Consider the following 24,383-nt stretch of genomic DNA (forward strand, 5'->3'; position numbering starts at 1 on the left):
ACATGACCGTGCAGCTCGTTCGCGTATTCGCCCTCCCCGGCGCCGACACCGGCGGCAACCCGGCGCCCGTCTGGCTCGATGCCGACGACATGACCACAGAGCAGATGCAGGAACGCACGCGCATGAGCGGGCACGAATCGGTGTTCGTGCTGAAGCCGTCGAGCGCCGACCATCGGTTCCGCATGCGCTACTTCGTGCCGCGCCACGAGATGGAGATGTGCGGCCACGCGACCATCGGCGCGCTGTGGCTGCTGCACGAGCGCGGCCTGTGGAACGGCGAGCCGGTGGCCGTCGAGACCCTGAGCGGAACGGTCCAGGGCCGGTACCTGCAGGGCACGGTCGAGATCAGCCAGCCGCGCGCCCGGGTCCAGGTGGTGGGCGATCCGCTGGTGCAGGAAATTGCGCGCTGCCTCGACGTGGAGATGCTTCAGATCGTCGGCCCCGTGCTCAACTCGGCGACGAGCCGCGTCAAGACGCTGGTCCGCCTCGAAAGCCTCGAGCTGCTGCACACACTGCGCGTGGACCTGGGCAGCGTCGAGGCGCTGTGCGACCGGCTTGCATCCACCGGCCTCTACCCCTTTGCGCTCGCCGACGGCAAGGGCCCGGCCGTCAGCGCGCGGCAGTTCCCGCGCTCGTCGGGCTACCCGGAAGACGCGGCCACCGGCATCGCCGCCGCGGCATTGGCGTGGGGCCTGCGCGAGCAGTCGTTGGCAGGCGATGCGGCCACGCTCGTGACGGTCCGGCAAGGCGAAGCGATGGGCTCGCCTTCGATGATCGGCGTGCGGCTTCCTGCGCGTGGCGACGAAGCGCAAGGCTGCTGGCTGCGCGGCGAAGCGCGGGCGATGTGAGCGTCAGGCGCCCAGCAGCTTGACCAGCAATGGCACCAGCAGCGCCGTGGCGATGCCGTTCAAGCCCATCGCCAGCGCCGAGAACGCGCCGGCCGTCTCGTTCACCTGGATGGCCCGCGCGGTGCCGATGCCGTGCGCCGCCATGCCGACCGCAAAGCCGTGCACCGCGGGCTCCTTGATGCGCAGCAGGTTCAGGAGGCCGGTCGCCATGATCGCGCCCGAGATGCCTGCCACCGCAGCCGCCACCGCGGCCAGCGACGGCAGTCCGCCGATCTTCTCGGCCACGCCCATCGCGATGGGCATGGTGGCCGACTTCGGCGCGAGCGACATGATCAGCTCGTGCGATCCGCCCAGCACCCACGCGATGCCGATGGCCGAGACGATGGCCGCCACCGATCCCATCAGCAGCGCCACGCCGATCGGCAGCCACAGCCGCCGCAGCCGCGCGATCTGGCCGTAGAGCGGTACCGCCAGCGCCACGGTCGCAGGGCCGATCAGGAAGTGCACGAACTTCGCGCCTTCGAAATAAGTGTCGTAGGGCGTGCGCGTCGCGAGCAGCACCGTCACGATGACGACAACGGAGATCAACACCGGATTGACCATCGGGTTCGCGCCGCTGCGCTTGTGCAGCCACAGCGCGCCCAGGTACGCGAGCAGCGTGAGCGAGAGCCACAGCAGCGGCGACTGGGCGAGGAAGACCCAGATCTCGGAGAGCCTGGCGGGCGCAGTCATTCGGCGTTCTTTCCGGTGATGCGGATCATCCAGCGGAAGGTGAGCGCGGTCACGGTCATCGTGAAGGCCGCGCCGACGATGCCGGCCGCGAGGAACGGCAGCCACTCGCGCCCCACCCGCTCGAAATGCAGCATGACGCCGGTCACGGCGGGAATGAACAGCAGCATCAGGTTGCGCAGCAGATGGCCCGAGGTCTCGGTGAGCACCTGCGGCACGCTGCCGCGCACGAGCAGCGCCACAAACATGAGCACCATGCCGATCAGCGGACCCGGAATCGGCAGGCCCAGCCACTGCACGAGCAGTTCGCCGGCCAACTGGCAAAGGAAAAGCGAGGTGATGGCGTAGAGCATGTTTTCAATCTTCGCGGCAAGCGGCTGCGCGTGTCCAGGCCTGCTTCAGCGAGTCCTGGCTCTGGGGCGGCAGCACGCCCAGGCGCACGTGGCCGGGCAGGCCGAAGGAAGCGCAGTCGCGCAGCTTGATGCCGTCGGCGCGCAAACTTGCGGCACGTTGCGGATACGGAGTGTCGGTGCGGGCGCAGAAGAAGTTGGCGTCGCTCGGCAAGCAATGCCAGCCGAGGGATTCGCAGAGCGCGCGTTGTTGCGCCTTCCAGTTGCGCAAGGTCTGCAGGCTTTCGGAGAGCCAGGCTTGCGCTTCGTCGCCGGTCCAGCTTTCGAGCAGCGCCACGCCGTGTGCGCCGAGCGGCCACGACGGTGCGAGCCGTTCGAGCCGCTGCATCAGGAGCACGGCAGCAGCGTCGTCGGGAGCGATCGCATAGGCAGCGCGGATGCCGGTGAGGCCCATCGCCTTGTTCGGCGTCCAGAGTTGCCAGACGCGATTGCGCTGCGCGGCATCGAGCGACGCCCGGCCTTCGAGGCGCAGCGGCTCGTAGGCCATGTCGAGCACGCAGGTGCTGCCGGATCGCGCATGCAACGCGAGATCGCCCTGCGCCTGCCCGAGCGGGCTCGAAGGCTCGCAGCACCAGTGCAGCACCGCGCCGTCGTGCGGCTCGGGCGCACGCAGCACCTCAAGGCCCCAGGCCTTTGCAGCGCGCTCGTAGTCGCCGTAGCTGTGCGCCGGCAGCCAGACCTGCCGACTGCCGCCCTGCGCAACGGCCGCGCTGATGCGATGGATGAATTCGCTCGCGCTCGCGGCGATCGCGATGCGTTCGCGCCGAACCCCATGAAAAGCAGCGAGCCTTTCACGCAACGACGTGTAGCGCGGATCGGGATAGTGCGCGGCATCGACCGCGCGCAATGCGGCCACGGCCGCCGGACAGGCGCCCACCGCGTTGCCGTTGGTCGAGAAGTCGTGCGGCGCCGCACCGGTCTCGTCGGGGCCGCCGTGCAGGGCGTCGGCGAATGTCATGGCCACCTCGCCATCGCAAGGATCGCCACCGACGCGGCCACCGCCCAAACCAGCACCGCCCTGCCGCCCAGCACGGCGGTGCGTTGCGTGTCGGCCGCCGCAGCTTTGCGGCCCTCGCCGTTCAAGGTGTAGACCCCGGGCTTGGCCAGCCGCACGCCGACCAGCAGCGCCATCGCTGCCATCGGCCAGCCGCTGTTGGGCGACGGCGTGCGGCGCGCCTCGCGCCCTAGGTCACTCGGCCATTGCCATGCAGCCAAAGCCAGCAGCAGCACGGTGATGCGTGCGGGAACCCACGAGAGCACATCGTCGGCGCGCGCGGCCCATTTGCCGAGCCAGGTCCAGTCGTGGCCGTTGCGCAGGCCGCGGTAACCCCACATCGCATCGGCCGTGTTGGCGAAACGGTAGAGGGCCGCGCCCGGCAGGCCGAGCAGCACGAACCAGAAGAGCGGGGCCACCAGTGAATCGTTGAGGTTTTCGGCGAGCGATTCGATCGCGCTCTCGCGCACCTCGCGTTCGCTGAGCGCGGCGACGTCGCGGCTCACCAATCGGGCCAGTTGCGCCCGGCCCGCGTCGAGCGACACGGCCAGCGCCGCCTCGACCGCGAGCACTTCGTCGCGCAGCATCCGCCATGCGAAGAGCGGCTTGAGCAGCAGCCCCAGCAGCACGGCCGCAGCCCATGCGGGCAGATGCAGCGTGACGAGCGATTGCAACAGCAGCGCCACGCACCAGACCGCCATGCCGCCGACGCACCACGTCAAAGCGCCGATGAAAAAGAGCGACAGGTCCACGCGCCTGGCCTGGTGCGGCTGCGGTGCGATGCGCGAGCCGATCCAGCCGAGGTACTGGCCCATCCACACCACCGGATGCAAGCGCGCTGTCGGTTCGCCCAGCCAGCGGTCGATGGCCAGCGCGAGCCACAGCGCCGCGACGGCGACGATGGCATGGGCGAAGGAAAAGGCAGGCATGGGCGCCGTCATTCTCGCGAATCAGGCGCGGGCGGCGGCCGGGTGCCGTGACCGGCCGCGCCGCCATTGCGCGAAGGCGCCGAGCGCAATGAGCAATGCAGCACCGAACGCGACCCAGAGACGGAGCACCACCGTCTCCGCCTTCGGTGGCGGGGCCTCGTCGGGCGTGGGGTCGAGCTTCAGGCCCGTCACGGGCTGGGCGCTGTTGTCTGGCGTGCGCGCAATCTCGTCGGGCGCCGGTGTCGGCGAAGGTGCGGGGACCGGCGCTGCCGCGAGCGACCTCTGCGCTTGCCGCACTTCGACCGGTGCGGCGACCCGCGGCGCCAGTTCCGCCTGCGCGAAGCGCTGCACCGCCGCATTGCGTTCGCGCAAGCCTGTGGCGCGAACCGCTTCGGCGTACGCCGTTGCCAGTTCGCGCCGCGTCGCGGCATCGGGCTTCCAATAGTCCAGCCGCACCGCATCGAGCAAGCGCTCCAGCGTCTGCGCGAAGGCGGCGCGGTTGTCGCCCTCCAGCCATTCGCGCGTGCCCAGCTTGTATCGGTCGCGCACGTACACGTCGTGCAGCGACTGCCACTGGTCCTGCCGCACCGTGCCGGGCGCGGTGACCTGCCAGCCCCAAAGGAACTGCGCGGTCTTGAGCACCTGCAGCGTGCCGCTGTAGCCCTCGGCCTTCTGCGCCTCGATCCATTGCGGGTGCAGGTAGCGCGTCTGCATTTCGCGTGCGATGGCGCCGGCGGCGGTGTCGGTGCGCACCGCGCCGCCGTCGCGCAGGTTCTGCACGTACAGCGCCGGGTCCTTGCCCGTGAGCTGCCGCACAGCCTGCGCGATGCCGCCCAGGTACTGGAAGGGATCGTCGTTGGTGAGCACACCGTAGAGATTCGACGTGCGCGCCATCAGCGCCGCGTCGACCTGCGCGAGATTGCCGGCATACGCACCCGGCCGCGCCGTGCCGTCGAGCCCCTGGCCGTAGGCGTGCCCCATGCGGTCCATGTAGAGCTGCGCCATCTGCGCATCGCCGCCGCCGCGCCGCTGCGATGACCACACATCGCTTGCAAGCGCGGCCTCTTCGAGCCCTGCGCCGTAGCTGCCCTGCTCGTTCGAGAACACGCGCGCGGTCGACCAGCGTTTCGCCTCCGCCGGCGTGGCGCCTTCGGCGCGCAGCTTGCGGGCCAGCGCCGTGCTGTGCTGCGCGACCGCATTGCCGGGTTCGTCCAGCGCCGCGACCTGCTGCACCGCCTCGTCGAGCCAGCGCATCACGTTGGGAAACTGGTCGCGGTAGGAGCCAGTGACGCTGACCAGCACGTCCATGCGCGGCCGCTTCAACGTCGATGCGGGCAGCACCTCGATGCCGGCGATGCGCCCTGCCTCGTCCCAGCGCGGCTTCACGCCCATGGCGTAGAAGGCCTGGCTCTCCATCACGCCCTGGTGGCGCGAGGCCTCGCCGGCCCAGAGGGTGAAGGCAATCTTTTCGGGTGGCTTGCCGGCGTGCCCCTTGGCATGCTCGGCGATCCACGCATCCATCGCGGCGACGCCGATGTCCCAGGCGGCGCGCGTCGGCACGCGGCTCGGGTCGAAGCCGTAGAGGTTGCGGCCGGTCGGCAGGCTGTCGGGGTTGCGCACCGGGTCGCCGCCGTAGCTGGCCTTGACGTAGCGGCCATCGAGGGCGGTGAGCAGGCCTTCGATTTCTTCGTTGTGCGCGAGTGCGGCGTCGATCTTCTGCGCGCGCAGCGCCATGGATCGCAGCGCTTCGGCCTTGGTGGCGTCTGCGCCCATCGCGCTCGCCGCATCGACATCTTTCACCGCGACTTCGACCCAGCGCGCCAGCCGCGAAGCCGCGATGTTCTTCGCATCGACCAGGAAGGCCTCATCGACGTCTTCGCCCAGTGCCTCGGCCAAGGGCTTGCCGAGGATCTGCAGGATGGTCATGCGGCGCCGATGCGCATCGGGCGCCTGCCCGAAGGTGGCAAGGCCCAGCGGCTGCGCGGTCTGCGCGAGTTCGTCCAGGTACGGATGCAGCACCGCGATGAAGCCCGCGAAGTCGGCGCGGATGCGGGCGGGCGTCCATTTCAGGTCCCGGTCGTAGTGCTGCTCGACAAACGCCGCGGTGAGCTCCCGTTCCATCGCGGTCTTCACCGGCCCGGGCGACAGCGTCTCCCAGTCGTGCATGCGCTCGTGCATCGTCTGCACGCCGGGCCGAAAGCCCGCGGGCGCGAACATGGGCGTCGAGTGGCTCACCATCGTCGCGCGGCCGCGCCGCTTGGCAGTGGTGGCTTCGCCGAGGTTGTCCATGATGTACGGGTAGACGTTGGGCAGTTCGCCGAGCGCGAGCAGCGGGTCGTCCTGTACCGAGAGCCCCCGCTCCTTGCCCGCCGACCATTCGACCGTGCCGTGCGTGCCCACGTGCACGACCGCGCTCGCATCGAACTGGGTGCGCAGCCAGAGGTACGTGGCCAGATAGCCGTGGCTCAGCGGAATGGCCGAGCGGTGGTAGACCCGCTCGGCCTTGCCCGCCACCTGCGTGCCGGGCTCGAAGCGCGGCGGCTGGCGCAGCACGACGACATGTCCGAACTGCACGCGCGGGATGACGAAGGCTGGCTCGCCACCGACCGGCCGCAGCATCGTCGATTTCTCCGGCGGCCCCCAGTACGCCTCGATGCGCCGCTGCGTTTCGGCGGGCAGCGAACGAAACCACGCGACGTAGCGTGCGAGCGTCAACGAATCGGCCAGCCCCTTGTCCAGCAGCGGCTCCAACGCATCGACGCCATCGACCGGGTAGTAGGCCTTCATCGTCGCCTGCACTTGCGCGATGGTTGCGTCCGCGCCGGGCATCTCCGTGCGGTAGCCGGCCGACTGCATCGCCGCCAGCATGTTGTTCACGCTGCGCGGCACGTTGAGAAACGACGCGCCGAAGTTCGCTTCGCCCGGCGGGTAGTTGTAGACCAGCATCGCGACGCGCCGGTCCGCGGGCGCCGTGCGCTGCAGCCGCAGCAGCGCGGCCGCCTTGCCGGCCACCGCGTCGATCTGCGCAGGCAGCGGCTGCAGCGTGCCGGTCGCGGCATCGCGCGCGCTCACGAGCATCGGGTCGGTCATGCCGGCGAGTTCGCTCGGGCTGTAGTACGAGGCGATGTCAGTCTGCGCGAGGCCGTCCTTGCTTGCGGCCCACTGCGCGGCGTCCATCGCGAGCGACGGCAGGGTCTGCAGCACCGGCACGCCGATGCGCTCCAGCTCGGCCTTGCGCTCGTTCGGCGTGAAGACCAGCGAGGCGTTGACGATCAGGTCGGCCACGCGGCGTTCGTCTCCACCGGCTGCATGCGTCATGCGAAAGAACAGGTCCTTCTCCTGGCGCGGGCCGTAGAAGGCGTAGGCGCGAAGGCCGCGCTGTTCGAGCGCGGCGATCAGCGTGTCGAGCCAGCCGGTGTCGTCGCCCGTCACGGTGGCGCTGTTGACGGCGATGGCGACGGTTCCGGCGGTGCCAGCCAGCCCGGCAACTGCAGAGATATCCGTTTCGATGCGTGACCAGCGCGGGTGATAGAAGCCCGAGAGCGGCGTCGGCACGGGCGGCGGCAGACCGTTCACATCGTCGATCTGCGCCAGCGCGTTCATCGCCGACTTGAGATTGGCGGTGCCTGCGAACCGCCAGTACTCCCGCAGCCGTTGCGCCCAGACCGCATCGACGCCGCGCTCTGCAGCAAGAGGCGCGGCGCTGGATGCCTGCCCCTTCGCAACGAGCGCGAACTCGCCGATCAACACATAGGGCACGGCAGTGCGCGAAATCGCATCGCCGAAGCGCGCCGCCGCAGCCTGCGCCACGCTGATGTGCGGCGCGTCGATCACCAGCAGCCGCGCGCCGGGCAGCGCCGCAGCCAGCGCTTCAGGCGAATCCTTCGCGGCGGACACCACCTGCAGCGGCAACCCGGCTTCGTGCGCCGCCTCCTGCAACCGCGCCACGCGCGCCGGCGACACCAGCGACGTGCTCAGCACCACGATGCGCGAAGGCCCATCCGGCTCAGCCTGCGCGCAGAACGCCAGCGCCATCAACAGGAGCCAGGCAAGAAACCGCGTCACTTCCCGTCCTGCGCCGCCGGTACGGCATCCGCAGGCACATAGACCATCGTGCCGTCCTTCAGCCGCCAGGCCGTGCCGGCCTTCTCGCCGTCGCCCTGCCCCGTGGCGCCGCTGGCCTTGAAGCGCGTGACCTTCTGCCCCTCGCGCGTGATGATCTCCATGTCCGGCTTGCCCTCGTTGCGGATGATCGTGACCTTGTCCTGCGCGAACGGATTCATGGGATTGTTGATGACCGCGATCATCAGCATGCCGATGACGACCATGAACACGTCGATCAGGTTGATGGTCGAGAGCACCGGATCGTCGTCGTCGGTGTCCAGGCTGCTCAGGATCGAAAACTGCCTGCGGCTCACGACAAGCGATCCCGCGCATCGAGCACCGTCACCAGCTCGCGCATCAGCCAGCGCCGGCGCACGGTGTAGACCACGAAGGTGATCGAGGCCGAAGCCAGCGCAACGATCACGGCGGCGAATGCGGGCGCGAGGCTCTGCGCCACGCCCTGCGATTCGCCCGAGGCCACCGCCACCAGTGCCGGCCCCATCGGGATCATCGTGGCGATCAGCCCGAGCATCGGCGCGACGCGGCTGCACAGGCGCACGCCCTCCAGCTGCTTGAGCACCACCAGCTCCATCTGCTCCTGGCTCGCATCGGCATGGCGCTGCAGCGCCAGCACGCGCATCGGGTCGCGTCGGCGCTGCAGGTATTCGATGCCGAAGGCGCCCAGGCAATACACCGCATAGACGAAGGAAAGCAGCACGCCGAGCGTCACGGGCCAGAGGAACAGGCGCGCGAGTTCGAAGAGAACGGTATCGAAAGCCAGCATCAGGCAGGTTCCACGGCGGAGGGGACGAGGGAAAACAGGTCCGACGGCTGGCCCCAGCATTCGTCGAACACGAGCGCCGGGAGCGGCTCGCGCCTGGCCCAGCGTTCGCGCTGCAGCATCGGCTCTTCGTAGAAATCGTGCACCGGCCCGAGGCACAGCAAGGCGATGGGCTCGGCGCCTTCAGGCAGGCCGAGCAAGGCGCTCAATTCGGCCGGATCGAACAGCGAGACCCAGCCCATGCCCAGCCCTTCGGCACGGGCCGCAAGCCAGAGGTTCTGGATGGCGCAGGAGGCCGAGGCCAGGTCCATCTGCGGCAGGGTGCGGCGGCCGAACACATGCTTGTCGCGATCGTCGGCGAGCGACACGGCGATCAGCTCGGCCGCGTCAAGCAGGCCTTGCACCTTCAGGCGCATGAACTCGTCTTCACGCTCGCCGAGGGCTCGCGCCGTGAGCACGCGTTCGCGCTCGACCGCGTCGTGCAGCCGCGCGCGCAACGCGCCATCGCGAACCCGGATGAAGCGCCACGGCTGCATGAAGCCGACGCTGGGCGCGTGGTGCGCCGCTTCGAGTAGACGGCGCAGCACCTCGGGCGCGACCTCGCCGCCCGCGAAGTGCCGCATGTCGCGCCGCTCGCGGATGGCGCGGTACACCGCCCTCGCCTCGTCGGCCGCGAATGCGTGCTGCTGCTGCGCCATCGTGCTCAATCTTCGATGCCGCGCTGCGCCGGGATGCCGGCCTTGAACGCGTGCTTGACCAGCGTCATCTCGGTCACGGTATCGGCCAGCTCGACGAGTTCGGGCGGGCAGCGCCGGCCAGTCAGCGCCACATGCACGTGCTTGGGCCGCGCGCGCAGCGTTTCGAGCACGCCTTCGAGCGGCAGCCAGCCGTAGATCAGCGGATAGGTGATCTCGTCGAGCACCACGAGGAAGAATTCGCCCGAGAGGATCGCCGCCCTGGCCTTCTCCCAGCCGTCGCGCGCAAGCTGCCCGGAGCGTTCGAGGTCCTGGCTCTTCCAGCTGAAGCCGTCGCCGAGCCCTTCGATCGGAATGCCGATCTGCTCGAACATGCGGTGCTCGCCGAAGCGCGCCGAGGGCACCTTCATGAACTGGTAGATCTTCACGGCCTTGCCGCGGCCGTGGGCGCGCAGCGCGAGGCCGAAGGCCGCGGTGCTCTTGCCCTTGCCGTCGCCGGTGTTGACGATGACGATGCCGCGGCGTTCGCCCTCGGGCTTTTCGTACGGCTTTTCGCTGGGGGGAGTTTCGATCTGCATGGGATGTGTCTTTGTTACTTCGGCAGCGCGATCCACTGGTCCGCCACGCGGTGCACGCGGATGCGGTGGTCGAACACCTGTTCGAGCGCGGTGTGGGTCGTGGCGTCGTCGCAGCCGCCGTGGTGCACCACGCGGCCCTTGTCCATGACGACCATTTCGTCGGCCGCCAGCGCCATCGGCAATTCGTGCAGCACGCTGACCACGGTGCGGCCCTCCGCCACGAGCGTGCGGGCGGTCTGCATCCAGTCGGCCTGGTGCGGCGGGTCGAGGTTGGCGAGCGGCTCGTCCATCAGCAGCACCTGGGCCTCGACCGCGAGCGCGCGGGCCAGCAGCACGCGCTGGCGTTCGCCGCCCGAGAGCTGGCCGAGCGGACGGTCGCGCCAGTCCCAGGCCTGTGTGCCGCGCAAGGCGCGCTCCACCGCGTCGCGGTCGGCCACGCTCGGGGCGGCAAGCCAGCGCTGGTGCGGCAGGCGTCCGAGCATGGCGACGTCGTAGACCATCAGGTCATCGGCGCTCGCCTCGCCCGTGCCGCTCTGGCCCAGCCACGAGAGCCGCTGCGCGCGGATGCGGGCCGGGATCCTGCTCCCTGCTTCACCGAACAGCCTGACCTCGCCGCGGTGCGCGAGCAGGCCCGCAAGCGCCTTGAGCAGCGTCGACTTGCCCGCGCCGTTCGGCCCGACGATGCTGGTCCAGCGGGCGGACGCGAGCTTCAGGTCGATCGCGTGCAGCACCTCGGTCGTTCCGAGCGTGGCGCTGAGCTGGCGGGCTTCGATGGCGGGGCCGTTCATGCCAGGCCTCCACGCGCGCTGCGTCGATGCATGAGCCACAGCAGGTAGCTGCCGCCGAGCACCGCAGTGAGCACGCCCACCGGCAGTTCCTGCGGCGCGATCAGCCAGCGCGCCAGGAGGTCTGCAGCCATCAGCAGCAGGCCGCCCATCAGCGCCGCGAGCACGATCAGCCTCGCATGCGTGGTCTTGACCACCGAGCGCACGAGGTGCGGTGCGGCCAGGCCGACGAAGGCGATCAGCCCGGTCTGCGCGACGGCGGCGCCGGTCGCCAGCGCGAGCACCACGACCAGCGCCGCACGCATGGCGCCCAGCGGCAGGCCGAGGCTGCGCGCGGTCGCTTCGCCCAGCGCCAGCCCGTCGAGCACCGGCGCCAGCGCCCATGCGGCCAGCAGGCACGCCGCGCAGACCGCGCCCATCACCGCGCAGGCGCTCCAGCCGACCAGGCCGGTGCTGCCGAGGATGAAACCCTGGATGGCCTGCAGGATGTCGGCCGAGGCGATGGTGATCAGGTCTTTCGCGGCGCCGAGCACCACGCCGACGATCACGCCCGCCAGCAACAGCCGCAGCGTCTGCTGCACGCCGCGCGCGAGCGTGAGCGTGAGCAGCACCGCGAGCACCGCGCCGACGAAGGCCGCACCCGTGAGGCCCAGGCGCATCACCCACTGCGTGCTCGCAGCCGAACCGCCGAACAGCATCAGCGCCACCGCCACGCCCAGCGAAGCGCCCGAGGCGCTGCCGAGCAGATACGGGTCGGCCAGCGGATTGCGGAACAGCCCCTGCGCCACCGCACCCGCGAGCCCGAGCAGCGCGCCCGCGAGCCACGCGCCGAGCGTGCGCGGCAGGCGGATGTCCCAGACGATCTGCAGCGCCACCGGGTCGTGCCGCGCGGCGAGCAGACTCTCGAAGCCGGTGCTTCCGATGCCGAGGCCAAACAGCAGCAGCGCGACGCCCAGCACCGCCAATGCTGCGCCAAACACCACGACGCGGCGCAGGTGGGCAGAGTGCGTGCGTGCGGCGTTCACCGGGCCTTGTCCACCAGGCATTGCGCCATCAAGCGTGCGGCCTCGTCCATGCGAGGACCGGGCCGCACCAGCACATCGGACTGCAATGCATCGAAGCGGCAGATGCGCCCCTCCCGCACCGCGCGGATGCCGCCCCAGCCGGGCCGCTGCTCCAGCCCCTGCGCGCTGCGGACGCTGACCATGATGAGGTCTGGATTCGCGCGCACCACGTACTCCGGGTTGAGCTTGGGAAACGGCCCGAGCTTCGCCGGCACGATGTTCTTCATGCCCAGCCGCGTGAGCGTCTCGCCGATGAACGACGACTCGCCCGCCGCATACGGCGTGCTGTTGATCTCGAAGTACACGCGGTTGCCCCGCATGCTCGCGGGCACCGACTGCGCAGCAGCCGACACGCTCGCATCGATCACGCGCCACACGCGCGGCGCCTCGTGCGTGCCGAGCACCTGGTCGAGCTTGTCGAGCACGCGCTGCACGTCGGCGTGGCTCTTGGGTTCGAGCACCAGTACCTTGAGGCCCAGCGCCTCCAGCCGCTGCGTGACGCGCGACGACTTGGCCAGCAGCACCGCGTCGGGCCTGAGCGCGACGATGGCTTCCACATTCGGTTCGAGCCCGCCGCCCAGTTGCGGCAAGGCGCGCACGGCGGCCGGCGAATTGGAATAGTTGTCCACGCCCACCAGCCGCTCGCAGGCCCCGAGCGCGCACACGGATTCGGTGAGCGACGGCAAGAGCGTGACGATGCGCTGCGGCGTCTGCGGCAGGCTCACGGTGACGCCGCGTTCATCGACCACGTCGAAGGCGTGCGCGGCGAACGCGCACAGCGACAGGCCGATGGCGGCGGCGAACGACGATATCCGTTGCAGCTTCATCAGGCGGGCGCCTTCAGGCTCAGCGGCAGGCCGGCCGCCATGAGCGTCACGCGGCCACAGGCCGCGGCCACGTCCTGGTTCAGCCGCCCCAGCGCATCGACGAAGGCGCGCGTCTCGCGGCCGAGCGGGATCACGCCCAGGCCGATTTCGTTGCCCACCAGCACCACCGGCCCGCGCGCCTCGCGCAGCGCGATCTGCAGCATGGTGGCGTGCGCCGAGGGCGTGCGCGTCACCGGCCGCGCGGCTTCGGTGCGCAGCGGCATCAGGAGGTTGGTAAGCCACAGCGTGAGGCAGTCGACCACCACCAGCGTCTCGGGTGCGCTCTGCGTGACGATGGCGCGCGCGAGCTCGATCGGCTCCTCGATGGTGCGCAGGGCGGGTACGCGCTCGGCGCGGTCGGCCTGGTGGCGCACGATGCGCTCGAGCATCTCGTCGTCATAGGCCTGGGCGGTGGCGATCAGCACGGCGCGGTGGGTGCCGGGCGCGGCAGCGAGCCAGTCGGCCGCGCGTTGCTCGGCGCGGCGCGACTTGCCGCTCTTTTGCCCACCGAGGATGAATTCGTGCTCAACGGTCATCGGTCTCTTCCTTTGCTGCATCCTGGCCCGGCGCGACAGGCATCGCGCCGAAGAGCTGCGCCGTGGCTTCCGGGCTGGAGGCGAACCATGCATGGAAATAGCTGGCCCGCACCGGGCCGTGCACATAGAAGGCCTCGCCGGCGCGTGCCCCGACGGCCTGCGTGGCGCCGGGACGGGCGGTGCGGGCCGAAGGCGCGAGCGGCGTCTCGCAGCTCGAATAGTGGAACGTGTGGCCGCGCAGCGTGTGGCTTCCCAACTGGAGTTGCTGGGGGCCGAGACCGGCGAGGCGCTTCTGCATCGTCACGCGGCCGGGCAGCAGGCCCCAGAGGCGGTGAACGTGCTGCGGCGCTGCATCGGCGTGCGTGGCCAGTTCGTCGAACAGCGCCATCATGCCGCCGCACTCCGCCCACACGGGCTTGCCCGCGGCGGCGTGCGCAGCCAGCGCGGCGCGCATCGGCTCGTTCGCGGACAGGGCCTGGGCATGCAGCTCGGGGTAGCCGCCCGGCAGCCAGACGGCATCGCAGGCCGGCAAGGCATCGCCCGCCAGCGGCGAGAAGAACGCGAGCTGCGCGCCGAGGGCCACAAGCACGTCGAGGTTGGCGGGATAGATGAAGGAGAACGCCGCATCGCGCGCGATGGCGATGGTGCGGCCCGCCAGCAGTTGCGTCGCGGCCGCGTCTTCCACTTCGGGCGCATCGAAGCGCACCTGCGGCAGCTGCGAGATCGGCAATTGGCCCAGCGGCGCCTCGGCCAGCACATCGGCGGCCGCATCGAGCCGCGCCATCGCGTCGTCGAGCTCGCCCGCGCCCACGAGGCCCAGGTGCCGCTCGGGCAATGCGAACCTCGCGTCGCGGGGCAAGGCGCCCATCCATTGCGAGGGCTCCCGCAGCGCGTCCTTCAGCATGCCCGCATGCCGCTCGCTGGCCACGCGGTTGGCGAGCACGCCGGCCCATGGCAGGCCCGGCCTGAAATTCTGCAGGCCGTAAGCCAGCGCTCCGAAGGTGCCGGCCATCGCATGCGCATCGATCACGGCGAGCACCGGCAGGCCGAAGCGCTCGGCGAGGTCGGCCGCGCTCGGCGTGCCGTCGAACAAACCCATCACGCCTTCGACGATCACGAGGTCCGCCTCGGCCGCCGCTGCACGCAGGCGCGAGCGGCAGTCGGCCTCGCCCGTCATCCAGAGGTCCAGCGAATGCACCGACGCGCCGGTGGCCAGCGCCAGCCAGTGCGGGTCTAGAAAGTCCGGCCCGCACTTGAAGGCCCGCACCCGCCGGCCCTGGCGCGCATGCAGCCGCGCGAGCGCGGCGGCCACCGTCGTCTTGCCCTGCCCCGAAGCCGGCGCGGCGATCAGCACCGCGGCACAGGTGGCGGCGGCGGCGCGTCGTGGCGAGGGGTCGTTTACTGCGGTGTCCACTTGAGGCCGAGGTAGGCGCTGCGGCCCCCGTTGGCGTAGAGCCGTGCGAACTGGTAGTCCTTGTCGCCCACATTGTCGATGCGTGCGATGAGGTTCAGGTCGCGCGTGATCTGCGTGCTGGCCGACAGGTTCAGCACCGTGTAGCCGCCGAGCTTGACGGTGTTGGCCGTGTCGTCGAAGCGCTGGCTGGAAGCCTGCACCTCGGCGCCCAGCGTCCAGCCGGCCACGCGCCAGTCGGCGCCCAGCGTGCCGTGGCGCTTGGCGCGGCGGGCGAGCAGGTTGCCGGTGTCGGCGTCCTTGGGGTCCTGCACGTCGAGCGAGGCGCGCAGCGTGACGTCGCCCAGGCGCTGGCTGGCCGAGAGCGTTGCGCCCTGCAGCGTGGCGCGGTTCACGTTGGTGTAGCAGCCGAACGCCGAGGCGCAGCCCCTGGCGGTGCCCACGAAGTTGACCAGGTTGCGCACGCGGTTGCGGTAGACCACGATGCCGGCGGTGGTGCCGTCCTTGGCGTAGTTCAGGCCCAGTTCGACGTTGCGGCTGTCCTCGGGCTTGAGCGTTGCCACGCCGTATTCGCTGAAGCGCTGGTAGAGCGTCGGCACGCGGAAGGCCGTGCCGGCCGAGGCGGTGAAGCGCAGCGACGGCAGGATGGCGAAGCCGTAGGCGGCGCTGCCGGTGGTCTTGCCGCCGAACTCGCTGTCCTTGTCGCGGCGCACGTGCAGCTGCAGCGAATGCGGGCCCTGCACGAAGCCGTAGCCGAGCGACAGCGCGTTCTGCGAGCGGTCTTGCGAGAGCAGCCTGGTCGAGGTGGTGGGTGCGTTCTCCAGCGCGTCTTCGCGGCGCTCCAGCGTGGCCGTCACCAGGTGCGGGCCGAAGCGGAACTCGTTCTGGAACAGGTAGCCGCGCAGGTTGGTTTCGGTGCGGTAGAACGAAGGCTGCGTCTTGTAGACCGATTGCGAGTCGGTCACCTGCACGCGGGTGCTGTAGATGTCGTTCCACTTGGCCGACCACGTGAGGCCCGCGGTGCGCAGGGAATTGGTCGAGATGTCGTTCTTGAAGAGGATCGGCGGCTTGGTCCTGAAGCTGACCGAGGGGTCGTAGCCGGCCTCGATGTTGCTCTGGAGCAAGGTGGCGTCGAGGCGCTGGTCGGGCGTGATCTGCAAGCCCAGCTTCAGGTTGCCCGAGGTGCTGCGGTAGCCGTCGCGGTCGGGGCTCGCGAAGCCGTCTTTCGAGGGCGTGCGCTTGTCGGCGGGCTGCACGTTGAAGCCCTTGCTCTCTTCGTGCGCGACGCCGAACGAATAGTCGAGAAGGCCCGACCTGCCGCTCACGCCGCCTTCGATCTTGCGCAGGCCGTGGCTGCCGAAGCCGATGCCGGCATAGGGCGAGACGCCCTCCTCACCGCGCTTGGTGAAGAGCTGGATCACGCCGCCGATGGCGTCGGAGCCGTACACCGCGGCGGCCGGGCCGCGCAGCACCTCGATGCGATCGATCTGCGAGAGCGGAATGCTTTCCCAACCGGCGCCGCCGGTGGTCTGCGAGTCGATGCGCACGCCGTCCAGGTAGACGGCGGTGAAGCGCGTTTCGGCGCCGCGGATGAAGAGGCTGGTGGTGTTGCCCACGCTGCCGTTGCGCGTGATCTCGATGCCCGGCTGGCGCGCCAGCACGTCGGCCACGCCGGTCGCGCCGCTGCGCTCGATGGTCTCGCGGTCGATGATGGACACGTCGCCCACCAGGTCCGACAGCGGCTGCGGCGTGCGGTTGGCCGTGACCACCGTCTGGGGCAGCGCGGGCGCGGCGTCCTCTGCAAGCGCGGACAGCGGGATCAGCGCAAGACCGCCGAAGGCCGAGGCCAGCGCGAGCGGCAGGCAGGCGAAGGAACGGCGCGCAGGAGCGCAGCCGCGGGAAAGAGAAACGCAGGAAGTCATGAATCAGCCGAACGAACGTCAATGCCCCTGGCCGGCCTCCCCGCCGGCGCCTCGGGGCGCAATGACCGCCCCAGGCACGAACCTATTCATCGGTTCATGCATGCGGCGGCCGCCTTGTTGGCCGGTATCCGGGCTGGCAGAACGGCCCCTGCCGCCTTCCCAGGCACCTGTTTCAGGGCGCCCAGTGGCTGGATGGAAAGGGGTGGCGCCTTGCGGCGTCGTCTGCTTGACCGTTGCGGGGGCAGCGCAGGCGGCTTCGGCCTTGTTCCGATGTCCGGGTCTCCGGATCACTCGGGGCGTTCACTCCTGCTTCCCGTTGAACTGCGCCGTGCGAACCACGGCGCGAGCACCAACGGGCGGGATTTTAGGCCCTGCAAAGGCGGCGCTAGGCCGAAAGTTGTGGCCGGTGGATGACAACGCATGCCGAAAATTTGAAAGCCTCCGGTGAAGGCCGCAGAATCGGCGCCACGACGAATCAAGCACCGCGCGCGCTATCGACGGGGCCGATTCCCCGGGAAACTACAATCGCCAACCATGCCCGCCTCCAGCCCCATCGATCAGATCGCCGAGCGTGTGGAACGCTTGCTCGTGCGTCACGAAGAGGTACAGCGCACCAATGCGCTGCTCCAGGAACAGGTCGATGCGCTCACGCGCGAACGCGACGGGCTCAAGTCGCGGCTCGCCGCGGCACGCACGCGCCTCGATGCGCTGCTCGAGCGGCTGCCGGCTGAACCACCTCCCGAAGACTCCACCGCATGAAGCAGATAGAAGTACAGATCATGGGCCAGAGCTATTTGCTCGGCTGTCCCGACGGCGGCGAGCCGCAGTTGCGCGATGCGGTCGAACGCGTGGATGCCGCCATGTGCAAGATCCGCGATGCGGGAAAAGTCAAGGCACGCGATCGCATCGCGGTGCTGGCTTCGCTGAACCTGGCCTTCGACCTCGCGGCGCAACAGGCGGCGGCAGTCGCTGCGCCTGCCGCACTTGCCGCAACAGCGCCCGCGCCTGCCCCGGCCGAGCCCGGAGAAGCCGATGCCAAGGCCTCCCAGCTCATTCAAAAGCTCGATCAGGCACTGGCCGGCGATGGTCATTTGCTCTGAATGAACACCCTGGACTCATACGGAGCGTAAAATCCGAACTGTCTGCGGTGCGCGTCGGGCTTAATATTTCCTTGTTCCAATGCTCTCCGGAGCCGGGCTTGGTACATCGCTTGACGGGCGTGATCATCTCGCGTCAGATGAACCCGAAGTCTTGCTGCCCTCGCCCACCTGAACCCTGGTTCAGGATGCGGGTTCGGCGCCCACTTGCAGACACCTTTTTCCATCGGCACGGCCCCCAGCAACCACTGCTCGGGGCCGTTGCTTTGTCCGAAGACCCGCAGCGTGACCGATCTCCTCGACCCCCTCCTGATTCTTGAACTCGCCGCGCTCGGCCTTGGCACCGGCTTTCTCGCGGGCCTCCTGGGCATCGGCGGCGGCATGCTGATGGTGCCGTTCATCACGATCATCATGGGTCACCGCGGCGTGCCCTCCGACCTCGCGGTGAAGATGGCGATCGCCACCTCGATGGCCACGATCATCTTCACCTCGGTCTCCAGCGTGCGCGCGCACCACAAGCGCGGCGCGGTGCGCTGGGACATCGTCAAGCGCCTGGCCCCCGGCATCGTGATCGGCAGCCTGGCCGGCAGCCTGGGCGTGTTCGCGCTGCTCAAGGGCACGGCGCTCGCCATCTTCTTCGCGCTCTTCGTGGGCTTCTCGGCCACGCAGATGTTCCTCGACCGGAAGCCCAAGCCCACGCGCCAGATGCCGGGCACCGGCGGCCAGCTCGCGGCCGGTGGCGTGATCGGCTTCATCTCGGGCCTGGTCGGCGCGGGTGGCGGCTTCATCAGCGTGCCGTTCATGACGTGGTGCAACATCTCGATCCACAACGCAGTGGCCACGAGCGCGGCGCTAGGCTTTCCGATCGCCGTGGCCAACGTGATGGGCTATGCGATCAGCGGCCAGTCGGTGCAGGGCCTGCCCGCAGGCTCCTTCGGCTACATCTGGCTGCCGGCGCTGGCGGTGATTGCCGTGTGCAGCGTGTTCACCGCACCGCTGGGCGCCAAGGCCGCGCACACGCTGCCCGTGAAGAAACTCAAGCGCGTGTTCGCGAGCATCCTGTACCTGCTCGCCGCATACATGCTCTGGAAGGGTCTCCAAGGCTGACGCACGGGGCTGGAATAGCCCTTCGGTTCTGGGGTGAGACCGGTTGCGACCCACAGGTCGCAGCCGTATAACGGTTTCATGAAAATCCTCATCGCCGTCGACGGCAGCGCCTACACCCGCAAGGCGCTGGACTACCTGATCGCCAACCGCGCCATGTTCGTGGACGGGCACGAGCTTGTCGTGGTCAACGTGTGCACCGGCATCTCGGGCCACGTGACACGCCACCTGAGCAAGGAGGTCGTGAACGAGTACTACGCCGAGGAGAGCGCGAAGGTGCTCGATCCGGTGAAGGCGCTTCTTGCCGAGAAGGGTGTCGACAACTACACGATCGACAAGCGCCACGGCCACGCTGCCGAGGAAATCCTGAAATCAGCCACTGCTGCGCACGCAGAGCTGATCGTGCTCGGCACCCACGGCCATGGCCTCTTCGGACGCGCGCTGATGGGCTCGGTGGCGACCAAGGTGGTCGGCGAAACCGACATCTCGGTGCTGCTGGTTCAATAAGGCCCGGCTACTGCACCCGCTGCTGCCGCCACTCGCGCGGCGAGCAGCCGAAGCGCTCGCGAAACGCGCGGCTGAAATGCGCGGCATCGTTGAAGCCGCGCCCATAAGCGATCTCCCCCACCGGCTTGCCTGCCAAACGCGGCTCCAGCAGGTCGCGGCTGCAGGCCTCGAGCCGGCGCTCCCAGATGTACTGCGAGGGCGTCAGCGGCTCGCTCTTGAACACGCGGTGGATGTGGCTCGCCGACACCCCGAGCGACGCCGCGAGGCTGCCGACCGAGAGCGAGGGATCGGCCAGTTGCTCGTCGATGCACCGCTTCACGCGCGCGAGGTGGTACGCCGTGAGGTTGCTCAGCGACGGCGCACGCGCCGCCGGCAGCGTCTGCAACCCGGCGACCAGGATGCTCTGCACCCCATTCGCCACGGCCAGCGCCGATGCCGGCTGCAGCGTGTCGATGTCTTCCCGCAGCGTGCGGATCATGCCGAGCAGAAGATGCCCAGCGCCCTCCTTGCCCGACACCGTGGTGGCCGTCAGCGCCTCGGTGTCGCGCAGCTCGCTTCGAAGGCGCTCGCCGGGCAGCTTGAGCACGATCTGCTCGAACCTGTCGTCGAACAGCAGTTCGTAGGGCCGCGTGCTGTCGTACAGCGCGAAGTCGCCGGCCGAGAGCACCGCGTCGCGCCCGTCCTGGCGCACCACGCCGCGCCCCTGCGCCTGGATGCTCACGAGGAAATAGTCGTCGCCCGAGCGCGCGATGTGCCCGCTCGTGCGCATTACCTTCTGCGCGCCTGACTTGACCACCGACACGTCCAGGCTGGGCAGCGAGTGCTGGCGGATGCTGCCCTCGAAGCGGCCGATGTCGTCCGGCCGCACCGGGTCGCACCCGAGCTGCACGTAGACGTTGCAGATCATGTCGGTCCAGTAGGCCAGGCGCTGGTCGCGCGCCACGGCATCGGTGCTGAGCAACTGGTTCATGGGGTTCCCCGGAAAGCGCGTGCAACGCTGGAACAAGAACGCCGCCAGTTCGGATCAAGGCGTTCCGCGGCGGCGAATCTACGCTTCAAGCAACCCGCATGCCACCGCGCAAACCCGCGTTGGGAGTGTGCGAAGTTGTTTCATCCACCACCCCAAAAGGCTCGCCATGCCCACCACCGTTCATCCCAAGCTGCGCGTCGCCGCCGTGCAGGCCGCGCCCGTTTTCCTCGACCTCGACGGCACCATCGACAAGACCATCGACCTCATGGCCCAGGCAGCGGGCCAGGGCGTGAAGCTCATCGCGTTTCCCGAGACCTGGGTGCCCGGCTACCCGTGGTGGATCTGGCTGGATTCGCCCGCATGGGGCATGCAGTTCGTGCAGCGCTACCACGACAACTCGCTGGTCGTCGGCTCGGCGGAGTTCGACCGCATCAGAGACGCGGCGCGCAAGCACCGCATCTGGGTGTCGCTCGGCTACAGCGAGAAGGCGGCGGGCAGCCTCTACATCGCGCAGGCGCTCATCGACGACCAGGGCAACACCGTGCAGACGCGCCGCAAGCTCAAGCCCACGCATGTGGAGCGCACCGTGTTCGGCGAAGGCGACGGCTCCGACCTCGCGGTGGCAGAGACGGCCATCGGCAACGTCGGCTCGCTCTCGTGCTGGGAGCACCTGCAGCCGCTGAGCAAGTACGCGATGTATGCGCAGAACGAACAGATCCACTGCGGCGCATGGCCCAGCTTCTCGCTCTACCGGGGCGCCGCATACGCGCTCGGGCCGGAGGTCAACAACGCGGCGAGCCAGGTGTATGCGGCCGAGGGCCAATGCTTCGTGGTCGCCCCATGCGCGACCGTCTCGCCCGCGATGAGCGAACTGATGTGCACCGACGCGGGCAAGCAGCAGATGCTGCGCACCGGCGGCGGCTTCGCGCGCATCTACGCGCCCGACGGCTCGCCGCTCGGCACGCCGCTGGCCGAGGACCAGGAAGGCCTGGTGATCGCGGACATCGACCTGGGCATGATCTCGCTGGCCAAGGCCGCTGCCGATCCGAGCGGCCACTACTCGCGGCCCGACGTCACGCAGCTGCTGCTCAACAAGACGCGCCGCGAGCCCGTGGTCTTTCAGCGCACGCCCGAGCCCGAAAGCAGTGCCCCCGAAGCAGTGGCCGCGGGCTCAGAGCCCCGCCTGCAGCTCGCAGCCTGAGCGCCCCGGAGCCCGCCATGGAATCCGCCATCGCAGAGCACCTGAAATGCCCCCGCACGCGGCACCGCCGCGTCGAGGACGACTACACGCCGCCCTACCCCGTCTGGTCGGCCCGTGCGCCGACCTCCGTGACTCAGGTGGTGATGGGCTATTTCGGCGTGCAATCGCGCGGCGCGCAGATGCAGGGCCGCGCCTGCGCCGCACTGATGAAAATCGCGCGCGACTTTGCGCTGCCCGACGGGCCAGGCCATCACGACCTCACGCACCACGTCGATGCCGACGGCTTCGACAACATGGTCGCGATCGCCTACTGGGACGACGCCGCGGCCTTCGCACGATGGAGCGCCACGCCCGCCGTCGATGCATGGTGGCGCTCCGATGAGCGATTGCACGAAGGCCTCGGCTACTTCCGCGAAATCGCCTCGCCGCGCGTCGAGCACTTCGAGACCATGTTCAACACCCCGGACCGCTTCGAGGGCGTAGGCGTGGTCATGGGCGAGGTCAGCGGCGAATTGCAGGAGCACGGCTACTGGGGTTCGATGCGCGACCGCATCCCGCTGTCGCAGACCGATGCGCTGTCGCCCTCGGGCACGCGCGCGGTCATCGCGGGCACGCCGGCGCCAGGCCAGCGCGTGCGCATCGCGGGCCACGAGAACATCGCGATGATCCGCTCCGGCCAGGAGTGGACCGACACCACCGGCCAGGAGCGCACGCTCTACCTCGAGGACATGGAGCCGGTGCTGCGCGAGGGCATGGAATTCCTTCGCGACCAGGGCCTGGCAATCGGCTGCTACAGCAACCGCTACATGCACCACCTCGACGCGAAGGGCGCGCCGCTGCAGAAGTCGTTCGGCCTGAGCTACTGGCGCTCGCTCGCCGACATGGAGCGCTGGGCCGAATCGCACCCCACGCACGTCGCGATCTTCGGCAGCTTCATGCGCTACGTGCAGGCGTTGAACTTCCAGCTGCAGCTGCGCGTGTACCACGAGGTCTCGGTGCTCAAGGCCGACGAGCAGAGCTACGAATACATCAACTGCCACGCGCGCAGCGGGCTCATGAACGGGCTGGCAGCGGCATAGGAAAGTTTCGACGCGCGGGATTGCCTTAGGATTCGGCCCCGCGAATCCAAAGGCAAGGACCCCGACCATGTGGAGCGATCTCGAAAGCCTCGTCGAAGCCTCGATGCAGGAATGGAAAGTGCCCGGCCTCGCGCTGGCGTTGATCCAGGACGGCGAGGTGGTGCTGCATAAGGGCTACGGGGTGCGCGACACCGACACCGGCCTGCCCGTGACCACCGACACGCAGTTCCTGCTGTGCTCGATCACCAAGTCGTTCACCGCCGCGGGCCTCGGGCTGCTGGTCGACGAGCGCAAGCTCGACTGGGACCGCCCGGTGCGCGAGGTGCTTCCCGAGTTTCGCCTGCACGACGCGGTGGCGACGGAGCGGCTCACGGTGCGAGACCTCCTCTGCCACCACAGCGGACTGCCGCGCCACGACTGGATCCACATGCCCGGCGACCTGAGCAACGCGCAGATGCTCGCGGCGCTCCGGCACCTCGCGCCGAACAAGGACCTGCGCGACACGTTCCAGTACTCGAACCTCGGCTACCTCGTCGCGGGAATGATCACCGAGCGCATCAGCGGCCAGCGCTACGAGGACTTCACCGCCGAACGCTTGATGAAGCCGTTGGGCTTTGCCCACTTCGGTTTTTCCATCGAGGCGCTCGGCGCCGCGCAGGACAGTGCACGCCCGCATGCGATCGACGGCGACGAGCTTCATCGATCGCCGCTGTCGCCGATCCGCGCGACGCCCGCCGGCGGCATCAACGCCTCGGTGGCCGACCTCGCGAGATGGGCGCGCTTCCTGCTCGACGGCAAGGCCGATGGCCGCCAACTGCTCTCGCCGCAGGCGCTGCGCCAAATGACGACGCCGCGCGTGCACATGGGCCGTTCCGAGTACGCGGAGATCGGCGATTCGCACTACGGCCTGGGCCTCTTCTGCGAGCAATACCGCGGCGACCGCACCGTGGCGCATTCGGGCTCGTGGACCGGCTGGAGCACGCTCATGACGCTGCTGCCCGAGCGCCGCGCCGGCATCGTGGTGCTGACGAACCGCACGCCGGGCGGCGCCACGCCCATCCTCACCTTCGCTGCGCTCGACCGCCTCTGCGGCCGCGAACCCGTCGACTGGTTCGGCCGGCTGGCACCGAAACGCAAGCAGGCCGTCGCCCAACAGAAGCTCGACAAGAAGGCCGCCGCGGACGTTCGCCACGGCGAGACCCGGCCGAGCCATCCGCTCGAAGACTATGCCGGCGAATACGAACACCCGGCCTACGGCCGCATCCGCATCGAACAACGCGGGGACGGGCTGGCGTGGCAGTGGCGCGGCACGGAAGATGTGCTCGAGCACCGCCACTACGACGTCTTCGTCACGCCGAACCGGCCGACGGTCATGCATCCGAGCGACCGCACCCTCACCTTCCGCTACGACCGGCAGGGCCACATCGATCGCGTCGAAGTGCCGCTGGAGGAGATGGTGGACGACATCGTGTTCCGCCGCGTCGCGGCCGGCGAGGTGCTGGACCCGGCCTTCCGCCGGCTGTGCGCCGGCGACTACCTGCACGCCGGCCGGGTGATCGAGATCAGGCTCGATGCCGACGAACGGCTCCACATGACGATCCCGGGCCAGCCGACCTACCGGCTGCTGCCGGCCGGCGGGCGGCGCTTCAATGTCGAGACGCTCGAAGGCTTCGGTGTGGAGTTCCGCCGGCCTTTACCGGAGAAGGTGGACGCGCTGATCTTTCACGAGCCGCGCGTCACCGCGATCGCACCGAGGATCGCCAAGGATTGAGC

At 69.3% G+C, this 24,383-nt stretch carries 24 protein-coding genes and 1 riboswitch; of the genes, 8 read left to right on the top strand and 16 right to left on the bottom strand.

Translation table 11 applies throughout. From position 1 onward, the window contains the following. The first annotated feature begins 2 nt into the window (after positions 1 to 2). Entirely contained in the window at positions 3 to 848 is an 846-nt protein-coding gene (locus tag RT97_RS24630; protein WP_042581480.1) for a PhzF family phenazine biosynthesis protein, read from the top strand. Positions 849 to 851: 3 nt separating this feature from the next. Here RT97_RS24630 and RT97_RS24635 read toward each other — a convergent pair whose 3' ends face one another. From RT97_RS24635 to RT97_RS24705, 15 genes are read right to left on the bottom strand one after another with little or no spacing between them, the layout of a single operon-like run. Further along, complete coding sequence (locus tag RT97_RS24635) at positions 852 to 1,580, bottom strand: LrgB family protein (RefSeq protein ID WP_042581481.1); 729 nt, start codon at positions 1,578 to 1,580, stop codon at positions 852 to 854. After that, complete coding sequence (locus tag RT97_RS24640) at positions 1,577 to 1,930, bottom strand: CidA/LrgA family protein (protein WP_042581482.1); 354 nt, start codon at positions 1,928 to 1,930, stop codon at positions 1,577 to 1,579. Before RT97_RS24640 ends, RT97_RS24635 begins: the two co-directional genes overlap by 4 nt. A gap of 4 nt (positions 1,931 to 1,934) precedes the next feature. Then, positions 1,935 to 2,945, bottom strand: coding sequence for an aminotransferase class I/II-fold pyridoxal phosphate-dependent enzyme (locus tag RT97_RS24645; protein WP_042581483.1), 1,011 nt, complete (start codon positions 2,943 to 2,945; stop codon positions 1,935 to 1,937). Beyond that, positions 2,942 to 3,910: an adenosylcobinamide-phosphate synthase CbiB gene (gene cbiB, locus RT97_RS24650; protein WP_042581535.1), complete on the bottom strand. Its 969-nt coding sequence runs from the start codon at positions 3,908 to 3,910 to the stop codon at positions 2,942 to 2,944. The genes RT97_RS24645 and cbiB overlap by 4 nt, the downstream gene beginning before the upstream one ends. Before the next feature lie 21 nt (positions 3,911 to 3,931). Continuing rightward, entirely contained in the window at positions 3,932 to 7,975 is a 4,044-nt protein-coding gene (gene cobN / locus RT97_RS24655) for a cobaltochelatase subunit CobN (RefSeq protein WP_042581484.1), read from the bottom strand. Beyond that, positions 7,972 to 8,328: a DUF2149 domain-containing protein gene (locus RT97_RS24660; RefSeq protein ID WP_042581485.1), complete on the bottom strand. Its 357-nt coding sequence runs from the start codon at positions 8,326 to 8,328 to the stop codon at positions 7,972 to 7,974. The genes cobN and RT97_RS24660 overlap by 4 nt, the downstream gene beginning before the upstream one ends. Further along, entirely contained in the window at positions 8,325 to 8,798 is a 474-nt protein-coding gene (locus RT97_RS24665; RefSeq protein WP_042581486.1) for a MotA/TolQ/ExbB proton channel family protein, read from the bottom strand. Before RT97_RS24665 ends, RT97_RS24660 begins: the two co-directional genes overlap by 4 nt. Next, the gene (gene bluB, locus RT97_RS24670) at positions 8,798 to 9,493 is read right to left on the bottom strand and encodes a 5,6-dimethylbenzimidazole synthase (protein WP_042581487.1); all 696 of its coding nucleotides are present in this window, start codon (positions 9,491 to 9,493) and stop codon (positions 8,798 to 8,800) included. The genes RT97_RS24665 and bluB overlap by 1 nt, the downstream gene beginning before the upstream one ends. 5 nt (positions 9,494 to 9,498) lie before the next feature. Continuing rightward, positions 9,499 to 10,068 carry a cob(I)yrinic acid a,c-diamide adenosyltransferase gene (gene cobO, locus RT97_RS24675; protein WP_042581488.1) on the bottom strand — a complete coding sequence of 190 codons (570 nt, stop codon included), beginning with the start codon at positions 10,066 to 10,068 and terminating at the stop codon, positions 9,499 to 9,501. A 14-nt stretch (positions 10,069 to 10,082) separates the two neighbouring features. Then, positions 10,083 to 10,856, bottom strand: a complete 774-nt coding sequence (locus RT97_RS24680; RefSeq protein WP_042581489.1) for an ABC transporter ATP-binding protein — start codon at positions 10,854 to 10,856, stop codon at positions 10,083 to 10,085. Continuing rightward, on the bottom strand, positions 10,853 to 11,899 hold the full coding sequence (locus RT97_RS24685; RefSeq protein ID WP_080898417.1) for an iron ABC transporter permease: 1,047 nt from the start codon (positions 11,897 to 11,899) through the stop codon (positions 10,853 to 10,855). The genes RT97_RS24680 and RT97_RS24685 overlap by 4 nt, the downstream gene beginning before the upstream one ends. After that, positions 11,875 to 12,744, bottom strand: coding sequence for an ABC transporter substrate-binding protein (locus tag RT97_RS24690; RefSeq protein ID WP_042581491.1), 870 nt, complete (start codon positions 12,742 to 12,744; stop codon positions 11,875 to 11,877). Before RT97_RS24690 ends, RT97_RS24685 begins: the two co-directional genes overlap by 25 nt. Continuing rightward, a complete protein-coding gene (locus tag RT97_RS24695; protein ID WP_080898418.1) occupies positions 12,744 to 13,319 on the bottom strand; it encodes a bifunctional adenosylcobinamide kinase/adenosylcobinamide-phosphate guanylyltransferase in 576 nt (191 codons plus the stop codon). Before RT97_RS24695 ends, RT97_RS24690 begins: the two co-directional genes overlap by 1 nt. Continuing rightward, positions 13,309 to 14,733 carry a cobyrinate a,c-diamide synthase gene (locus RT97_RS24700; RefSeq protein WP_042581493.1) on the bottom strand — a complete coding sequence of 475 codons (1,425 nt, stop codon included), beginning with the start codon at positions 14,731 to 14,733 and terminating at the stop codon, positions 13,309 to 13,311. The genes RT97_RS24695 and RT97_RS24700 overlap by 11 nt, the downstream gene beginning before the upstream one ends. Then, complete coding sequence (locus RT97_RS24705) at positions 14,718 to 16,652, bottom strand: TonB-dependent receptor domain-containing protein (protein WP_042581494.1); 1,935 nt, start codon at positions 16,650 to 16,652, stop codon at positions 14,718 to 14,720. Before RT97_RS24705 ends, RT97_RS24700 begins: the two co-directional genes overlap by 16 nt. Before the next feature lie 102 nt (positions 16,653 to 16,754). Continuing rightward, positions 16,755 to 17,020: riboswitch (cobalamin riboswitch) on the bottom strand. A gap of 166 nt (positions 17,021 to 17,186) precedes the next feature. Here RT97_RS24705 and RT97_RS24710 point away from each other — a divergent pair. The 4 genes from RT97_RS24710 to RT97_RS24725 all read left to right on the top strand — a co-directional run bounded on the left by RT97_RS24710 (position 17,187) and on the right by RT97_RS24725 (position 19,360). After that, a complete protein-coding gene (locus tag RT97_RS24710) occupies positions 17,187 to 17,411 on the top strand; it encodes a hypothetical protein (RefSeq protein WP_042581495.1) in 225 nt (74 codons plus the stop codon). Beyond that, positions 17,408 to 17,752 carry a cell division protein ZapA gene (locus RT97_RS24715; RefSeq protein WP_042581496.1) on the top strand — a complete coding sequence of 115 codons (345 nt, stop codon included), beginning with the start codon at positions 17,408 to 17,410 and terminating at the stop codon, positions 17,750 to 17,752. Before RT97_RS24710 ends, RT97_RS24715 begins: the two co-directional genes overlap by 4 nt. A gap of 282 nt (positions 17,753 to 18,034) precedes the next feature. Next, entirely contained in the window at positions 18,035 to 18,856 is an 822-nt protein-coding gene (locus RT97_RS24720) for a sulfite exporter TauE/SafE family protein (RefSeq protein ID WP_042581497.1), read from the top strand. Between the two features lie 78 nt (positions 18,857 to 18,934). After that, the gene (locus RT97_RS24725; RefSeq protein ID WP_042581498.1) at positions 18,935 to 19,360 is read left to right on the top strand and encodes a universal stress protein; all 426 of its coding nucleotides are present in this window, start codon (positions 18,935 to 18,937) and stop codon (positions 19,358 to 19,360) included. 7 nt (positions 19,361 to 19,367) lie between these two features. Here RT97_RS24725 and RT97_RS24730 read toward each other — a convergent pair whose 3' ends face one another. Beyond that, the gene (locus tag RT97_RS24730) at positions 19,368 to 20,330 is read right to left on the bottom strand and encodes a helix-turn-helix domain-containing protein (protein WP_042581499.1); all 963 of its coding nucleotides are present in this window, start codon (positions 20,328 to 20,330) and stop codon (positions 19,368 to 19,370) included. Between the two features lie 166 nt (positions 20,331 to 20,496). Here RT97_RS24730 and RT97_RS24735 point away from each other — a divergent pair, with 166 nt between their 5' ends. The 3 genes from RT97_RS24735 (at position 20,497) to RT97_RS24745 (ending at position 24,381) form a co-directional block, all read left to right on the top strand. Then, entirely contained in the window at positions 20,497 to 21,531 is a 1,035-nt protein-coding gene (locus RT97_RS24735; RefSeq protein WP_042581500.1) for a carbon-nitrogen hydrolase family protein, read from the top strand. 17 nt (positions 21,532 to 21,548) lie between these two features. After that, positions 21,549 to 22,610 (top strand): phenylacetaldoxime dehydratase family protein, encoded by a 1,062-nt coding sequence (locus tag RT97_RS24740; RefSeq protein WP_042581501.1) that lies wholly within the window; start codon positions 21,549 to 21,551, stop codon positions 22,608 to 22,610. A 67-nt stretch (positions 22,611 to 22,677) separates the two neighbouring features. Next, complete coding sequence (locus RT97_RS24745) at positions 22,678 to 24,381, top strand: serine hydrolase (RefSeq protein WP_042581502.1); 1,704 nt, start codon at positions 22,678 to 22,680, stop codon at positions 24,379 to 24,381. Positions 24,382 to 24,383: the final 2 nt, after the last annotated feature.

The sequence above is a fragment of the Variovorax paradoxus genome, assembly GCF_000834655.1.
Lineage (GTDB): Bacteria > Pseudomonadota > Gammaproteobacteria > Burkholderiales > Burkholderiaceae_C > Variovorax > Variovorax paradoxus_F.

Excerpts from the sequence above, each read along its gene's own strand:
- RT97_RS24695 (WP_080898418.1), bottom strand. The coding sequence starts at position 13,319 with ATGACCGTTGAGCACGAATTCATCCTCGGTGGGCAAAAGAGCGGCAAG.
- RT97_RS24735 (WP_042581500.1), top strand. The coding sequence starts at position 20,497 with ATGCCCACCACCGTTCATCCCAAGCTGCGCGTCGCCGCCGTGCAGGCC.
- RT97_RS24740 (WP_042581501.1), top strand. The coding sequence starts at position 21,549 with ATGGAATCCGCCATCGCAGAGCACCTGAAATGCCCCCGCACGCGGCAC.
- RT97_RS24745 (WP_042581502.1), top strand. The coding sequence starts at position 22,678 with ATGTGGAGCGATCTCGAAAGCCTCGTCGAAGCCTCGATGCAGGAATGG.
- RT97_RS24665 (WP_042581486.1), bottom strand. The coding sequence starts at position 8,798 with ATGCTGGCTTTCGATACCGTTCTCTTCGAACTCGCGCGCCTGTTCCTC.
- RT97_RS24710 (WP_042581495.1), top strand. The coding sequence starts at position 17,187 with ATGCCCGCCTCCAGCCCCATCGATCAGATCGCCGAGCGTGTGGAACGC.
- bluB (WP_042581487.1), bottom strand. The coding sequence starts at position 9,493 with ATGGCGCAGCAGCAGCACGCATTCGCGGCCGACGAGGCGAGGGCGGTG.
- RT97_RS24630 (WP_042581480.1), top strand. The coding sequence starts at position 3 with ATGACCGTGCAGCTCGTTCGCGTATTCGCCCTCCCCGGCGCCGACACC.
- RT97_RS24680 (WP_042581489.1), bottom strand. The coding sequence starts at position 10,856 with ATGAACGGCCCCGCCATCGAAGCCCGCCAGCTCAGCGCCACGCTCGGA.
- RT97_RS24685 (WP_080898417.1), bottom strand. The coding sequence starts at position 11,899 with ATGCCTGGTGGACAAGGCCCGGTGAACGCCGCACGCACGCACTCTGCC.
- cobO (WP_042581488.1), bottom strand. The coding sequence starts at position 10,068 with ATGCAGATCGAAACTCCCCCCAGCGAAAAGCCGTACGAAAAGCCCGAG.
- RT97_RS24705 (WP_042581494.1), bottom strand. The coding sequence starts at position 16,652 with ATGACTTCCTGCGTTTCTCTTTCCCGCGGCTGCGCTCCTGCGCGCCGT.
- RT97_RS24635 (WP_042581481.1), bottom strand. The coding sequence starts at position 1,580 with ATGACTGCGCCCGCCAGGCTCTCCGAGATCTGGGTCTTCCTCGCCCAG.
- RT97_RS24730 (WP_042581499.1), bottom strand. The coding sequence starts at position 20,330 with ATGAACCAGTTGCTCAGCACCGATGCCGTGGCGCGCGACCAGCGCCTG.
- RT97_RS24645 (WP_042581483.1), bottom strand. The coding sequence starts at position 2,945 with ATGACATTCGCCGACGCCCTGCACGGCGGCCCCGACGAGACCGGTGCG.
- RT97_RS24640 (WP_042581482.1), bottom strand. The coding sequence starts at position 1,930 with ATGCTCTACGCCATCACCTCGCTTTTCCTTTGCCAGTTGGCCGGCGAA.
- RT97_RS24725 (WP_042581498.1), top strand. The coding sequence starts at position 18,935 with ATGAAAATCCTCATCGCCGTCGACGGCAGCGCCTACACCCGCAAGGCG.
- RT97_RS24690 (WP_042581491.1), bottom strand. The coding sequence starts at position 12,744 with ATGAAGCTGCAACGGATATCGTCGTTCGCCGCCGCCATCGGCCTGTCG.
- cbiB (WP_042581535.1), bottom strand. The coding sequence starts at position 3,910 with ATGCCTGCCTTTTCCTTCGCCCATGCCATCGTCGCCGTCGCGGCGCTG.
- RT97_RS24715 (WP_042581496.1), top strand. The coding sequence starts at position 17,408 with ATGAAGCAGATAGAAGTACAGATCATGGGCCAGAGCTATTTGCTCGGC.